Raw genomic sequence first — 14,839 nt, 5'->3', positions numbered from 1 at the left:
GGCGATGACCGCAGTGGAAGCAATGCATGTGCGCTGACGCGCATCATTCATGCCGGTTTGGGGAAGCGCTGTGTGCGCACGCATCGCACTTGCGCAGCCAAGGCGACATCGAACCAGGATATCCACCTAGAAATCCGCTCCGCGGCGGCTGCTAGTTCGCGATCACCAATGCGCCATCAGTCCGATAGCGCGGCCAACGGGAGACCTGCATAATTTTCCGCCAGCGTCGCGCGGCCCGCCTCGCTACCGAGCAGATAGTCCAGCTCCGCTCCGTGCAGCCGCGCAGTGAATGCGTCTTCGTCATCGAAGCGGTGCAACAGGGTGGTCATCCACCACGAGAACCGTTCGGCCTTCCACACCCGCTGCAAGGCCAAGGTCGAATACTGTTCCAGCACACCGGCATCGCCGCTTGTCTTCCAACGCTCGAACAGCTGCGCCAACAGGCCGACATCGCCAAGCGCCAGATTCAGGCCCTTGGCGCCGGTGGGCGGCACGATATGCGCAGCATCGCCAGCCAGGAACAAGCGGCCATACTGCATCGGCTCGGCGACGAAACTGCGCAGCGGTGCGATGCTCTTCTCGATCGATGCGCCGGTGACCAGTTGCGCCGCCAACGCAGGCGGGAGCCGTGCACGCAACTCGTCCCAGAACGCCTGATCGCTCCAGGCCTCCACCTGCGCGCTGGCCGGCACCTGGATGTAATAGCGCGTACGGGTGGGCGAGCGCATCGAACATAGTGCAAACCCGCGCCGGTGACGTGCGTAGACCAGTTCTTCGTGCACGGGTGGCGTATCGGCCAGCACCCCAAGCCAACCGAACGGGTACACGCGCTCGAACAGGCGCAGCCGCTCGGCGGGGATGCTGGCACGGCTGACGCCGTGATACCCATCGCAGCCGACGATGTAGTCGCAGTCAAGACGCCTGCGCTGGCCGTCCTGCGTGAACTCCAGAGCAGGCGTGGTGCCTTCCACATCGCACAGGGCCACGTCCTGCGCGTTGTAATGGGTAGGTGCCCCGCTGCGCTGGCGCGCATGCATCAGATCGGCGGTGACCTCGGTCTGCCCATAAACGGTGACGCCGCGGCCGCAGCCGCGCAGCAGGTCGATACGCTCGCGCTGCCCGTCCAGGGACAATTCGAAGCCGTGATGCAGCAAGCCTTCGCGCTGCAACCGCTCGCCGACGCCGGCGCGCTGCAGCAGTTCCACACTGCCCTGCTCCAATACCCCGGCGCGGATGCGCGCCAGCACATGCTGGGGCGTCTGCCGCTCGACGATGACGCAATCGATGCCGGCGAGCCGCAACAGTTCGCCCAGCAACAGGCCCGATGGCCCGGCGCCGATGATCGCAACCTGCGTTCGCATGCACTGCTCCTGGCTTGGATGGCGATGCGTGCAGTGTCGGTAGCCAAAGCGCTGCGTTGAAGGGATGATTGCGTGCAGTCCTTGGACTTTTCGACGATGGCCACATCCGTGCCCGACACTGCCGCAGTCCCTGCCTTCGGCTTGTACGGCGAGCAACACGCCGATGCCGCCGAATTGCTGCATTGGGAATCGATTGCCGCACGCAGCCGACTGCACGACTGGCAGATCGTGCCGCACCGACACGAGGATTTGGCGCAACTGGTCTATGTGCAGCGCGGACCGGCCACGCTGCAGCTGGATGGGCGCACCCAACGCCTGCGCGGTGCCAGCGTGGTGTGGCTTCCGCCGCTCTGCGTGCATGGCTTTGCCTTCGACCCGGCAGTGCGTGGCCACGTCATCACCATGTGCATGCCGCTGGTCAGGACGGCGCTGAACGCTGCGCCGTTACTGCAACAGGTCATGGCCGCGCCAGCCGTTGTGCACGCCCAGCATGCGCGCAAATGGCTGGATGTGTTGTTTGGCAGCATTGCGCAGGACCACGCACGCCGGTCGATCGGCGATGACCTCGCAGCGCAGGCCGCAGCGGCGCAGCTGGTCATCTGGATGGCGCGTACGGCACTGGAGCGGGCCCGGCATGCCGCAGCGATCAGCCCGCAGGCAGACCCGGCGCTGCGCCACCTGCGCGCCTATCAAGGCTTGATCGACCAGCACTACCGCGCCCACTGGCCGATTTCCCGCTACGCCGATCAACTCGGGTTGACGCCCGGTCACCTAAACGCGTTATGCCAGCGCCTGGCTGGCGCCTCCGCACTGCAGTTGTTGCAGCGCAGGATCATGCTGGAAGCACGCCGCACCCTGCGTTACACCAGCCTGAGCGTGCAACAGATTGCCGCCAGCCTTGGATTTTTCGACGCCGCCTATTTCAGTCGCTACTTCGCACGGCACGCCGGTTGCTCGCCGACGCGCTTTCGGGCCGGTCAGTAGGAGCGACCAGCAGAACGACTTCGCTCACTCGCTGCGCGCGTAGCAGGGAGAACGTTCTGCAGACCAGCTGCAGGGTCCTTGCCCGCCCACCATCGCAGGACACGCTGCACGTGGCGAGGGCACCGCGCGCTCGACCAGTGAAGCCTTTGCCTGCATCCAGAACTGATGCAACGCCGCACCAAAAATCCAAGGCAATGGCCGGGCACGTGACCGCCATCCATACAGCGATGGAGAGGCCGAGCCAGCCGCCCCATTCCCAAGCCATTGCGATCAGAACGGATACTGCGGCACTTCGCTCTTGATCGTCAGCCATTGCCAGTGCGTGTACTGCTCCCAATCGGCGGGGCCGCCGACGCTGGTGCCGTTGCCCGACGCACCGGTGCCGCCGAATGGATTGACGACTTCGTCGGCCACCGTCTGGTCGTTGATATGCAGCAGGCCGGTGTGCAACTTCTCGCCCAGGGCCAGCGCGCGCGAGACCGATGCCGACAGGATGCCGGCCGCCAGCCCGTACTCGCCCTGGTTGGCCAACTCGGCAGCGTCGTCGTCGGTGTCGAACACGGTGATGTTGATCACCGGGCCGAACACTTCTTCGTCGAACGCGCGCATGCCAGGACGCACGTTGGACAATACGGTCGGCGCATAGAACAGGCCTTCATGGGTGGCGCCGGCCTCCACGACCGCGCCGGCTGCGACGCTATCGTTGACGATGTCGACGACGCGCTGCAGCTGGCGTTGATCGATGATCGGGCCCAATGCCACGGTGCCGCTGACCGGGTCGCCCACCGGCAAATGGCGGGCTTTTTCGGCCAGCCGTTGGGTCAGTGCCTGCGCCACGCTGCGGTGCACCAGCACACGCCCGGTCGCCATGCAGATCTGGCCCTGGTGCATGTAGGCGCCGAACGCGACCGCCGAGGCGGCCTTGTCCAGATCCGCGTCGTCGAGCACGATCACCGCGTTGTTGCCACCCAATTCCAGCGAGACTTTCTTCAGATGGCGGCCGGCAATTTCGCCGATGCGGCGGCCGGCGGCCGTGGAGCCGGTGAACGCAATCATCGGGACATCCGGCGATTCCACCAGCGCCTGGCCAATCTGCGCATCGCCATGCAACACGTGCAGCAGGCCCTTGGGCAGGCCGGCTTCTTCGAGCACCTGCGCGATGATCACGCCACCGGTGTAGGGCGTGCGCGGGTCGGGTTTGAGAATGACCGCATTGCCCATCGCCAGCGCCGGCGCCACCGAGCGCAGCGACAGAATCAATGGGAAATTGAACGGCGAAATCACCCCGATCACGCCCAATGGCAGGCGGCGCGCAAGGCTGAGTTGGCCGGATGCGGTCGGCAACATCTGGCCGCTGGCTTGCAACGGCATTGCGGCAGCCTGCTGGTAGAACACCACCGATTCGTCCACCTCGCGCTGGGCCTTGGGCAGGATGCCGCCGGTTTCGCGCGCAATCAGCAACGTGGCTTCGGCACTGCGTGCCTGCATCGCCTGCGCAGCACGATGAAAGACGGCTGCGCGTTCGCGCGGCGGTGTCGCGGCCCAGGCACGCTGCGCCTGCTTGGCCTGTGCGATGGCAGCGGCGACATCGGCCAGGTCGGCCTTGCCCACTTCATGCAGCAAGGCGCCGGTTGCCGGCTCATGGATGGGCACGCTGCCACCGCGACCGGGCACCCAGTCGCCATTGAAGATGCAGCCATGCCACGCGGGCGAGTCGGTCGCAGCGGCGGTTGCGCTGGTAAGGGCATTCATGGTCTAGCCTCCTGCTAAAAACGTGTGGGGATTACAGCGTGGTGGAAGCCAGCCCGCCATCGATCGGCAGGGTGATGCCGTTGATCCAGCGGGCTGCGTCGGATGCCAGAAACACGATGCCCTCGGCCACTTCATCGGCATAGGCCGGGCGGGTCATGCGCTTGGCGTCTGCCTTGACACGTTCCTCGCCGAGCATGGCAGCAAAATCGCCCAGGATCGGGGTGAACACCGGGCCCGGAGAGACGTTGTTCACGCGCACGCCGTGGTCGGCGAACCAGGGCCGCGATTGCAGCAAGGTCCACACGATCAAGGCCTCTTTGAAGTATTGGTAGCAGGTGTCGTGCGCCACCGGATGCGCCGCCAGCCACGCGCGGCCGCTTTCGAAGCTGTCGGTTGCCGCCAGCTGCTTGTGCAGGTCCAGACGCTGCGGCCATTCGGCGCCCAGGATCGAGGCGACATTGATGATGGAACCGCCCGGCACGATGCGTGGCAGCAACCCCTGGGTCAGATGGCGCAAGCCCAGATAGTTCACCCGCGCCACCACATCCAGCGGCGCGGTGCCCGGCACGCCGGCAATGTTCGCCAGGGCATCGATGTGGTCCGGCAACGCCTTCACCAGGGCATCGATGGATGCCGGGTCGCCGAGATCGGCCTGGTGAAAGCCGTGCAGGGTCATCTGCACGGGCGTGCGATCGACCCCGATCACCTTGGCACCATGAAACCGCGCCAGCCGTGCGACCTCCGCGCCAATGCCCGACGCCACGCCGGTCACCACGATCGTCTTGTTCTGCAAATTCATCGCCATCCTCCAAAGGAGCCAGCCGTGCCGGCGCTAGAACACATGGACATACTCGAAATTGACATTGTTGCCGGACGCGGCATTGCGCACCTCCACCGGTAGATAGACGTTGGCGAACAGGATGTTGTTTGCATCAAAGCGCCACACGCCACCCGGCCCTGCATAGAACGCGCGTTGACGGCTGTCCGGCACGCGCTGGTCGTTGGTGCGGTTGTCGCGGAACTGGGTCAGGTAATACGCATTGATGCCCAGCCGCAGCTTCGGTGCCACCTCCCAGGAGGTGGCGAAGTTGATCCATCCCGCATCGCCTGCCTGACCATTGCGGAAGTCGAAGCCTGGCGGCAAGTTCGGACGGCGCTCGCTGCGAAAGTTATAGATGTAGTTGATGCGTGCGCTAAGTTCCCAATTGGGCGTGGGCAGTACCGTGAATGCGTAGCTTGGAATGAGCGACCAGTAACCGGAGCTCTGGTTGAGATCGCGATTGCCGTCGTACTTGCCAATCGGTGCCACGGCGTCGAATTCGAACCGCTGCGAGAACACCGGTCGCCCGTTGCGGATCACAGGTGGCATTTGCAGATACGGCCCGAACGTCACATCACCCACGCCGGCGCCATTGTCACGCAGCGTGGCAATGCTGTTGCGGCCGAAGGAGGCATCCAGATTGACCAGCGGCACCAGCGCAGTGATGCCGAGCGCGCCGCCGAATACGTGATAGGGCGTGACGTAAGCGAACTGGGTCAGCAACACGGTGGAATCGATCCGCGGGTTGTCGAACACCGGGATATCGTTGCCACGTGCGTCCTTGATGGCATCCAGCGCGTTGTGCCGCAGATAGGTGACCACCGCCAAGCCGGGCGTGGTGCTGGTAAAGCCATCCAGGAAACTGGTGCCCCCGGTATTGATGCCATTGGTCAGCGCCGCGCTCTGTGGCGCACTTTGCGCAGGCGCCGCACCCGCTGCCAGGCATGCCGCCAGGCCGAGCAACGCGCGCAGCCGCCAGCCTGCTGCCACACCCGCACCACGCATCACCGATGATCGAATCACTGCAGATATCTCCAGCGTTGGGAAGCAACAGCGGTGCGTGCCACATCAGCGACGGCAGGCAAGCGCGCGCGCCGCGCGACGCACAGCACGTGCAGTGGAAACGTTCGTTGGGAATGGCTGCCGGGCGGCAGGCCGCCGACCGAGGCGGGTTACGGCGTGTCCAGACGGTCCAGACGGTCCAGGGCGCGCAACAACGGTGCTTCGCTGGAACCGAGCACGGCACTGAGCTGCTGTTCCATGCGCAGCACTTCGGCCTCGGCGGCGGCCAGGAGCGCGGCACCGGCCGCGGTCAGCGAAAGGTGCTGCATGCGCCGGTCCTGCCGCCCACGCACCTGCCGCAGCAGGCGACGCTTGACCAGCCTGGCCACCACGATCGCCAGATTCGGCGGCGACACGTGCAGCACATCGCCGATCTGGCGCTGGTTGATGCCGGGGTTGCCATCCACCAGCATCAGCAGCGAGAAGTCGACCGGCTTGAGGTCGAAGGCGGCCACGCACTCCTGGAACATCCGCCGCACCATCAACTCGGTGCGGGTGATGCGATACCCCAGCAACCGCAGCAGCCGCGCCTGATCCACCGAGGTGACGGCGTCGGGCAAGGGTGCAGCAAGAGCGGTGACGGGCATGGCGGTTCTCGCGACGGGGGCAGCGGGCGGACCGGTACGCGCAATGCGCCGCATCCGCAACGCCGATCCACGGCGTGCACCGCATTGTAGACGCCACCGGGCCTGCCGATGTGGACAGGCACGCCGCGGGTGCACGCGCCGCGGGTGCGTCAGCCCCGACGCCCTGCCACGCACGCAGCCTGCAGCGTCGGGCCGGCGCTGCGGCTGACGGGGGGCGACGGTGATCCGGGCAAGGCTGAGACATGGTTCCGGCCGGCAAGTGATTGCGTTCCGGAATAGTTATTGATCATAACTACATTGCCAAGCTGCAGCGCAGCATGGTCGCGTTCGCTAGCGGGGTGGCGCTTCTGTGCAAGGAGTGTCGCAGTGATCGGCGCGCATGACGCACCGCGCGCATTGCCGCGGCGGCTGCCGATTCAACGCCTGTATAGCCCGTCTAGGGCAGCCAGAGCTTTTCCAGATCGCGGAAGCCCCATTCGGCAGGGCTTTCCATCTGCGCAATGCGGTCATGGCAGTCCGGACGCGACAGGTCGATGTCCTGCACCAACACGTGGCTGCGCAACTTGGCCGAATAGAACACGCGCACCTTGGGCTTGAGCAGCGCATCGGGCGTCTGTTCGATCACCACCGCAAGTTTTTGCGACTCCAGCCGCACCAGCGAGCCGACCGGATAAATCCCCAGCCGGCGCACGAAAGCCTGGAACACCACCGGGTCGAAATGGCCCTTCCAGGACGCCATTTGCTTGAGCGATTCGGCCGGATCCCAACCGCGTTTGTAAGGGCGGTCCGAGCTGATGGCGTCGTAGACATCGCAGACCGCACCCATGCGCGACATCAACGAAATATTCTCGCCCACCAATTGATTCGGATAGCCGCTGCCATCCATCTTTTCGTGATGATGCAGCGCGATTTCCAGCACCACCGCGTTCTGCACGCCGCCGGCCACCAGCAGCCGATGGCCATCCAGCGGATGCTGGCGCATGATCTCCATTTCGTCGTTGGTGAGCCGGCCGGGCTTGTTGAGAATTTCCAACGGTGTCACCGCCTTGCCCATGTCGTGCAGCAGGCCGCCCATCGCTGCTTCCACCACCTGCGATTCGGGCAGGCCGAGCTGGCGCGCCAACCCGCTCATCAGCCCGGCCACGGCCATCGAATGCAGATAGGTGTAGTCGTCGGCGGTCTTGAGCCGCGCCACGCTGATCAAGGCCTGCGGATGCCGCAGCACCGAGTCGTTGATGGCTTCCACCAGCGGCATGGCCGCTTCTGTGTCGACGGTGCGCCCCAGCCGCACATCGCGGAACATCGCCTCGACCATGTCGCGGCCGTCTTCGAAGATGCGGCGTGCGCGTACCACCTCCGCTTCGATGCCGACCTGGGCGGTCACGCTGTTGGTGCGCACGCTACGCGGCGCGGCGGCAGGCTCCGGCGGTTCGGGCGCAGCAGGTGCCGGGCTCGGCGGCGCGGCTGGTTCGGCGGACACGCCAGGGGGCGTGGGCGCCTCCACATCCAGCCCGCGCGCGGTATCGATCACCAACTGCTCGATGCGGCTGTCATGGATCTTCTCCACATCGTCGGAATCGACCAGAAACGACGTCTTCCAGAACGGATGGTGCACCCACGCGCCCAGCAGCTTGTAGACGTACATGCCGGGGCGGAGTTGATCTGAGTCGATGGTTCTGAGCATGCCGGCGCTGGTCTGCACAATGTCCAGGAAAAGTTCGCCACGACTTGGCGGTCTGCGGTGTTATCGGCACATGGCACGATTTCTTTGGCCCGCGGCCGGGTCGAGGAACGGCCCGGATGTGATGCCGGACGCGGCTGTGGACGGGCCGCTCAGCGGTTGGGCAACCGCATCGCCAGCACGGCGAAGATGGCCAACAGCAACGGCACGCTGCAGGCCAGATACAACATGGCCGGTGACCATCCGGCGTCCAGCAACACCCCGGCGCAGAACGGCGACAAGATCGCACCCAAGCGCCCCACCCCGATCGCCCAGCCCAGCGCAGTCGAACGCACCGCAGCGTTGAAGACGATCGGAACAATGGCGTACATGCCGCCCACCGCAGCAAACATCGCTGCCCCGGTGAGCAAGGCGACGGCGAACGCCCAGCTCAACTGCGTACTGCACAGGCCGGAGGCCAGCATCGCCAGGCCCATCAGCAACAGGGACCCGATCGTCAGGCGCGCCAGCCGCACGCACGATGCCAACCCGCTGAACAGCAAGCCGCCGCCGATGCCACCAAGATTCAACAGCACCCCGCCCGTGACGCCGTCCGTGGCCGACGCGCCGGCGGTCACCAGCAGCTTCGGCGTCCAGCTGATCACGAAGTAGAACGCAAACATCAGCGAGAAAAAGCCAAGCGCGATCAGCAGCGTGTGCCGCCGCATGGCAGCGTCAAACAGGGCCCGATAGCCTTGTGCCTGCGTGGCAGATTGCGGCGGCAGCGGCGGCAATGCGTCGTGCGGCGGCATTCCCATCCGCGCCAGCACGGCGTTGAAGCGCGCGACGGCATCGGGTGGCCGGCGCATGATCAGGAACTCCAGCGACTCGGGCAGGAATGCAAGCACCAACGGCACGCACAGCAACGATGCCACCGCCCCGAGCACGAACACCGCGGGCCACGACCACTGCTGCATCAACAGTTCGGCAATCATGCCACCCAGCGTGGCACCGACCGGGTAGCCGGTCACCTGCAGCACGATGGCAGTGTTGCGCCAACGGGGGCTGGAAAACTCCCCTGCCGTGACCGCAACGCAGGCCAACATACCGCCGATACCCAGACCGGTCAGCAGCCGTAGCGCCCCGAGCTGCCATGCAGTGCTGGCCACTGCCGACATGCCCATGCCGACGGTCAGGATGGCCAGACATGCCAGCGTCAGCGCGCGACGGCCGATGCGGTCGGCCAGCGGCGCCAACCCCAGTGCGCCAAGCGCCATGCCGATCAGGCCCGCGCTGAACAGCATGCCCAGCAGCTTGCCCGACAGCTGCCAGTCTGCCGACACGTGCGGTGCGGTGAACGCCATCGCCATCACGTCGAAGCCGTCGAGCATCGTCAGCAACACGCACACCGCAACGGCTCTCCACTGAAACGGCGTCATGCGCTCCAGCACGAAATGCCCAAACGATGCAGTGTGCTGAGGCATTGGCATGTCCTGTGGTGAGAGAGGGTTGAGGCGAAGGCACTGCAGTGGCCGTTGAACGGCGCAGTGTGCGAGACCGGCTACACCGCGGTGCAGCGATGCGTGCAATCGCCGATGCGCAATGGCTTGCGACCGCCTGCACACGCTAGCCCATTGCGCTGCCGGTTCAAGGCCGATGACCGCAACGCTGTGCGCTTATCGGAAATGCGCCAACACACTTGGCCAGCGCTGCGATGTCTCCGGATGCACCGCGTCACGTGCTGCCCGCGGCTTTGGAATCTCTGGCGACGCGACACACTCCATTGCACGTCGGCCCACCCGGCCACCTCTGCCAGCCACCTCGCACACATTGCATCCGTGCGTTGGTGACTGCAGCCCGGTGCGCTGCCGCAGCGGCAACCGCAGCGCAGGTATCATCCGCAGCGTGTCCGCAGTGGGCGGCACGCTGACCTGACGGAGATGCCGTGACCCCGATTCGCTCCTTTTTGCACCACACCCCGCAACTGGGCGCCCGCGTTTACGTGGATCCTGCCTGCACCATCATCGGCGAGGTGAGCCTGGGCGATGACGTCTCGGTCTGGCCGGGCACCGTGATCCGCGGCGACGTCAATCATGTGCAGATCGGCGCGCGTACCAACGTGCAGGACGGCACCATCATCCACGTCAGTCACCACAGCCCGTTCAACAAGGCCGGCTACCCCACCGTGATCGGCGAGGACGTCACCGTGGGCCACGGCACCATCCTGCATGCCTGCACCATCGAAGACCTGTGCCTGATCGGCATGGGCGCCTGCGTGCTGGATGGCGCAACGGTCAAACGGTATGGCTTTGTGGGTGCCGGCGCAGTGGTGGGCCCGGGCAAGGTGGTGGGCGAAGCCGAGTTGTGGCTGGGCAATCCTGCACGCCTGGCGCGCACGCTCAGCGACAAGGAAATCGAAAGCCTGCATTACTCCGCGCAACATTACGTGCGGCTCAAGGATCAGTACCTGGGCGCCTCACCCGCCGGCTGAGCCGCAGCACCGGCGCACCTGTCTGGCGCGGGCGCGACGGTACCAGGCGCGCGCGGCTACGGCTGCGTGGCGTGCTCCAGTGCCGTCAACATGGCCAGCGCCTGGGCGCGCGATGCACCGCACATGTCCTGGGACGGACGCAGGCTGGTGCAGACCGCCGGCCGCGTCGGCAGGCCGAACAGGCGGCAGCGGCCCTGCCCGTCCAGTTGCACGCACGGCACCCCCGCCGGCTTGCCGTGCGGCATGCCGGGAATGGCCGAACTGATGGATGGAGCGATACAGCAGGCCGCGCAGCCAGCGCGGCAGGGGATGTCCATGTGCATGCCGCAGTGTAAACCGCCGCCACCTCCCCGTAGCGGCGGCGATGCCCGCTAGCGGGGCGGAACGTAGCTGGACAGGCGCACGTCGAAAAACGCCTGCACGGCCGCCAGATTGGCCTTGGCCTGGATGTCCGCACCCACGTCGCGGCTCATGCCAAGCACGTCGTCGTCCGGCCACCCGGGGCCGAAGCACCACTGCGTGCTGGGAATGTTGTAGGCCTGCAAGTGCGCCAGCATGCGCGTGGTGGCGATCTCCGCGCTGCGATTGCCGGCCGGATAGCCGTGCTCGCCCAGATAACCGCGCTTGCCGGCCTGCTGCAGCGCTTCGATGAACGGGCTGACCATGTCGATGCCGGTATCCGGCTTGATCACCTCGTTGCGTCCACCGGGCCCGATCCAGTTACCGCCCCCGCTGCCATCGCTGTCGAGATAGTTGTGCGCCTCGTACACGATGCAATCGTATGGGTCCGGGATGTCGAACAGGCCCATCGAATCGTCCTGCCAGCGCCGGGCGCTGGCATAGCCGTTGCCACACACGAACACGAAATGGTTTCGATCGCGGTCGATGATGGCCTTGGAGCAGGCGGTGGCGGTCTTCTGCCAATATGCGGCCATCGACAGCACGCTGCCATCGGCGTTGCGCTCGGCGCCCTGGTACGGCTCGTTCATGACGCCCCAGCCGAACACCGCCGGGTGCTGCTTGAACCGGTTGACGAGACGCGCCCACAGATCCGGCAAGCCGGCGTCGTTGTAGAGCGTACACCCCGGCGTGCCGATCACCCGGTATTCGTAGAGCTTGAGCAGTTGGTCGCGACTGTCCAGATAGCCCACGTAATTGAAGTTGCGCAGCGGGTAGGTGTCGGCCCACAACCCGGCCGCCGCCAGGTCGCCGACACGGTTGCCACGCGCATCGACCACTGCACCGCTGGCATCGCGCCGATAACCGCTCTTGGCCGCCACCCGCTGCGGCAGCCGCATGTAATCGTGCAACTCCACGATGGCGCGCTTGCCGCGCGCAGCGATGTTGTCCAGCGCGTCCTGCACCTGCCTGCAGTAGCTCTCGTTCAATGGCGCGCCCTGTCCACGCGTGAAGCGTGCGGCAGTGGTCGGCAGACGGAAGAGCGGGCAGCTCCCCGCCGCGGCCACATGCTGGGCAGTGATGGCGCGGTAATGCGTGCCGATCTCGGCGTTCTCCACATAGCTATTGGAGGCCAGACCGGACAGGTTGAGGCCAGCGAACGGCAGGCTGGCGCTTTGCGCGGCCGCATGGCCTACCCAGCCGGTGGTGGCCACGACCGCAGCGCCGGCCGCGCCTTGCAGCACGCGACGGCGGCTGATGCCGCCGGCGACCGGTGGCGTGGTGGAGTGAGATGATGCCGCTGGTACGCGGCGTGGAGAGGGATGGTCGGACATCGGGGCGCCTCCTGCGGTGCCGTTGGAAAGATCCTCGCCGGCGCAGCTCCCCTCGGCCGCAGCGGTCCGGTTCGATGGTGGCCGCGCCCCAGCGCCCGGATCTGCGCGCCGGTTCGCACTCCTGCCACTGCATGCCCGGACGCATACGTTTACATCGCATTACATGACAGGCAAAGGCGCCGCGCACGTGCAGCCTCGCAAGGCAATGGCGTACGTGCGGTCACTGCACGGCATGCCGGCAGCGCCCGCCGCTGCACTGCAGGTGCACGTCGGCGTGCGTGCTACCGTGCGGACCCTGCGCGTGCGGCGACGGTTGCAGCAGCAACAGTCACGACGCGCTCTAATTGCCAGCCACCGCTCGCCAATCAGCCGTCGAATTCGCCATGCCCGAGTACCGTTCCAAAACCTCTACCCACGGCCGCAACATGGCCGGCGCCCGCGCCCTGTGGCGTGCCACCGGCATGCGCGATGGCGACTTCCACAAGCCCATCATCGCCATCGCCAACTCGTTCACGCAGTTCGTGCCCGGGCATGTGCATCTGAAGGATCTTGGTCAGCTGGTCGCGCGCGAGATCGAACGCGTCGGCGGCGTGGCCAAGGAGTTCGACACCATCGCCGTGGATGACGGCATCGCGATGGGCCACGACGGCATGCTGTATTCGTTGCCAAGCCGCGAGATCATCGCCGATTCGGTCGAATACATGGTCAATGCGCATTGCGCCGACGCGCTGGTGTGCATTTCCAATTGCGACAAGATCACCCCCGGCATGTTGATGGCCGCGCTGCGGCTCAACATCCCCACCGTGTTCGTTTCCGGCGGCCCGATGGAAGCCGGCAAGACCAAGCTGGCCGAGCACAAGCTCGACCTGATCGACGCGATGGTGATCGCCGCCGACGACACCGCCTCCGACGAAAAGGTGGCCGAGTTCGAGCGCAGCGCCTGCCCCACCTGCGGCTCGTGCTCGGGCATGTTCACCGCCAACTCGATGAACTGCCTGACCGAAGCGCTGGGCCTGTCGCTGCCCGGCAACGGCACGGTTGTGGCCACGCACGCCGACCGCGAGCAGCTGTTCCTGCGCGCCGGACGCGTGGCGGTGGAACTGTGTCACCGCTGGTACGGCGGCGAAGATCCCACTGCCCTGCCGCGCGGCATCGCCACCTTCGAAGCCTTCGAAAATGCGATGACGCTGGATATCGCCATGGGTGGCTCGACCAACACCATCCTGCATCTGCTCGCTGCCGCACAAGAGGGCGAGGTTGCATTCGGCATGCACGATATCGACCGCCTGTCCAAGCGCGTGCCACAGCTATGCAAGGTCGCGCCGAATACGCCCAAGTACCACATCGAAGACGTGCATCGCGCTGGCGGCATCATGGCCATTCTCGGCGAGCTGGCACGTGGTGGCCTGCTGCATACCAACGCCGCCACCGTGCACGCACGCACGCTGGCCGAGGCCATCGCGCAATGGGATGTCACCCAGACCGACGATGAAACAGTACACACGTTCTACAAAGCCGGCCCGGCCGGCATTCCCACGCAGATCGCCTTCAGCCAGGCCACGCGCTGGGACAGCCTGGATACCGACCGCAGCGACGGCTGCATCCGCGATGTCGCACACGCGTTCTCGCAGGAAGGCGGCCTGGCCGTGCTGTACGGCAATATCGCCCGCGACGGCTGCGTGGTGAAAACTGCAGGCGTGGACGAATCCATCCACGTGTTCGAAGGCACGGCCCGCGTGTTCGAGAGCCAGGATGCGGCAGTCAAGGGCATCCTTGCCGATGAGGTGGTTGCGGGGGACGTGGTGGTCATCCGCTACGAGGGCCCCAAGGGCGGCCCCGGCATGCAGGAAATGCTCTACCCCACCAGCTATCTCAAATCCAAGGGCCTGGGCAAACAATGCGCCCTGCTCACCGACGGCCGCTTCTCCGGCGGCACCTCGGGGTTATCGATCGGTCACGCATCGCCGGAAGCCGCCGCAGGCGGCGCGATTGGCCTGGTGCGCGACGGCGACAGGATCCTGATCGACATTCCCAAGCGCTCGATCAATCTGCTGATCTCGGACGAGGAACTCGCCCTTCGTCGTGCCGAGCAAGATGCCAAGGGCTGGAAGCCGGTGGAAGTGCGCCCGCGCAAGGTCACTACTGCATTGAAGGCGTACGCGTTGCTGGCGACCAGTGCGGACAAGGGTGCGGTGCGGGACAAGGCGTTGTTGGACGGCTAGGGACAGCGAGCGCGGCGTGGCCAGCTGGCTTCGGATGGCCAGCGCGGTGCAACGCATTCGGTGGAACATGCTGATGCAACGCAGTCATCGCAACTTGCCTGCAGTCGAGTACTGAGTCGCTGCAAGCAAGTGCCGCGATTGGCCGCCCTCATCGCACGCTCTGGTGT

At 65.8% G+C, this 14,839-nt stretch carries 12 protein-coding genes and 1 pseudogene; 4 read left to right on the top strand and 9 right to left on the bottom strand.

The genetic code is table 11. From position 1 onward, the window contains the following. Window positions 1–176: 176 nt before the first annotated feature. Window positions 177–1,361, bottom strand: a complete 1,185-nt coding sequence (pobA, locus tag HLH45_RS06510) for a 4-hydroxybenzoate 3-monooxygenase (protein ID WP_008577971.1) — start codon at window positions 1,359–1,361, stop codon at window positions 177–179. Window positions 1,362–1,457: 96 nt separating this feature from the next. Between pobA and HLH45_RS06505 the strand changes: the two genes are divergently transcribed. Next, complete coding sequence (locus HLH45_RS06505) at window positions 1,458–2,345, top strand: helix-turn-helix domain-containing protein (protein WP_014089100.1); 888 nt, start codon at window positions 1,458–1,460, stop codon at window positions 2,343–2,345. A 270-nt stretch (window positions 2,346–2,615) separates the two neighbouring features. Here the strand turns inward: HLH45_RS06505 and HLH45_RS06500 are convergent, their stop codons facing one another. The 6 genes from HLH45_RS06500 to HLH45_RS06475 all read right to left on the bottom strand — a co-directional run bounded on the left by HLH45_RS06500 (window position 2,616) and on the right by HLH45_RS06475 (window position 9,710). Beyond that, complete coding sequence (locus HLH45_RS06500) at window positions 2,616–4,097, bottom strand: benzaldehyde dehydrogenase (protein ID WP_008577973.1); 1,482 nt, start codon at window positions 4,095–4,097, stop codon at window positions 2,616–2,618. A gap of 31 nt (window positions 4,098–4,128) precedes the next feature. After that, window positions 4,129–4,896 carry a coniferyl-alcohol dehydrogenase gene (locus tag HLH45_RS06495; protein WP_014089098.1) on the bottom strand — a complete coding sequence of 256 codons (768 nt, stop codon included), beginning with the start codon at window positions 4,894–4,896 and terminating at the stop codon, window positions 4,129–4,131. A 33-nt stretch (window positions 4,897–4,929) separates the two neighbouring features. After that, window positions 4,930–5,922 carry a SphA family protein gene (locus HLH45_RS06490; protein ID WP_008577975.1) on the bottom strand — a complete coding sequence of 331 codons (993 nt, stop codon included), beginning with the start codon at window positions 5,920–5,922 and terminating at the stop codon, window positions 4,930–4,932. Between the two features lie 167 nt (window positions 5,923–6,089). Continuing rightward, the gene (locus HLH45_RS06485) at window positions 6,090–6,620 is read right to left on the bottom strand and encodes a MarR family winged helix-turn-helix transcriptional regulator (RefSeq protein WP_011346056.1); all 531 of its coding nucleotides are present in this window, start codon (window positions 6,618–6,620) and stop codon (window positions 6,090–6,092) included. Window positions 6,621–7,002: 382 nt separating this feature from the next. Further along, on the bottom strand, window positions 7,003–8,250 hold the full coding sequence (locus HLH45_RS06480) for a cyclic di-GMP phosphodiesterase (RefSeq protein ID WP_008577977.1): 1,248 nt from the start codon (window positions 8,248–8,250) through the stop codon (window positions 7,003–7,005). Between the two features lie 149 nt (window positions 8,251–8,399). Next, window positions 8,400–9,710 carry an MFS transporter gene (locus HLH45_RS06475; RefSeq protein ID WP_008577978.1) on the bottom strand — a complete coding sequence of 437 codons (1,311 nt, stop codon included), beginning with the start codon at window positions 9,708–9,710 and terminating at the stop codon, window positions 8,400–8,402. Window positions 9,711–9,950: 240 nt separating this feature from the next. On the opposite strand from HLH45_RS06475, the pseudogene HLH45_RS06470 reads away from it, so the two are divergent. Together HLH45_RS06470 and HLH45_RS06465 are read left to right on the top strand one after the other, a co-directional pair. Then, window positions 9,951–10,175, top strand: a pseudogene (locus HLH45_RS06470) (hypothetical protein). Further along, a complete protein-coding gene (locus HLH45_RS06465; protein WP_008577979.1) occupies window positions 10,172–10,717 on the top strand; it encodes a gamma carbonic anhydrase family protein in 546 nt (181 codons plus the stop codon). Before HLH45_RS06470 ends, HLH45_RS06465 begins: the two are co-directional and overlap by 4 nt. A 56-nt stretch (window positions 10,718–10,773) precedes the next feature. Here the strand turns inward: HLH45_RS06465 and HLH45_RS06460 are convergent, their stop codons facing one another. Both HLH45_RS06460 and HLH45_RS06455 read right to left on the bottom strand, forming a co-directional pair. Continuing rightward, window positions 10,774–10,962, bottom strand: coding sequence for a hypothetical protein (locus HLH45_RS06460; RefSeq protein WP_031420773.1), 189 nt, complete (start codon window positions 10,960–10,962; stop codon window positions 10,774–10,776). A gap of 126 nt (window positions 10,963–11,088) precedes the next feature. Continuing rightward, on the bottom strand, window positions 11,089–12,450 hold the full coding sequence (locus tag HLH45_RS06455; protein WP_033479475.1) for a glycoside hydrolase family 5 protein: 1,362 nt from the start codon (window positions 12,448–12,450) through the stop codon (window positions 11,089–11,091). A gap of 383 nt (window positions 12,451–12,833) precedes the next feature. On the opposite strand from HLH45_RS06455, the gene ilvD reads away from it, so the two are divergent. Continuing rightward, window positions 12,834–14,672, top strand: a complete 1,839-nt coding sequence (gene ilvD, locus HLH45_RS06450) for a dihydroxy-acid dehydratase (RefSeq protein WP_008577983.1) — start codon at window positions 12,834–12,836, stop codon at window positions 14,670–14,672. Window positions 14,673–14,839: the final 167 nt, after the last annotated feature.

It is taken from the genome of Xanthomonas euvesicatoria (assembly GCF_013112235.1).
Lineage (GTDB): Bacteria > Pseudomonadota > Gammaproteobacteria > Xanthomonadales > Xanthomonadaceae > Xanthomonas > Xanthomonas euvesicatoria.
This window is presented reverse-complemented; position numbering and strand designations above follow the sequence as displayed.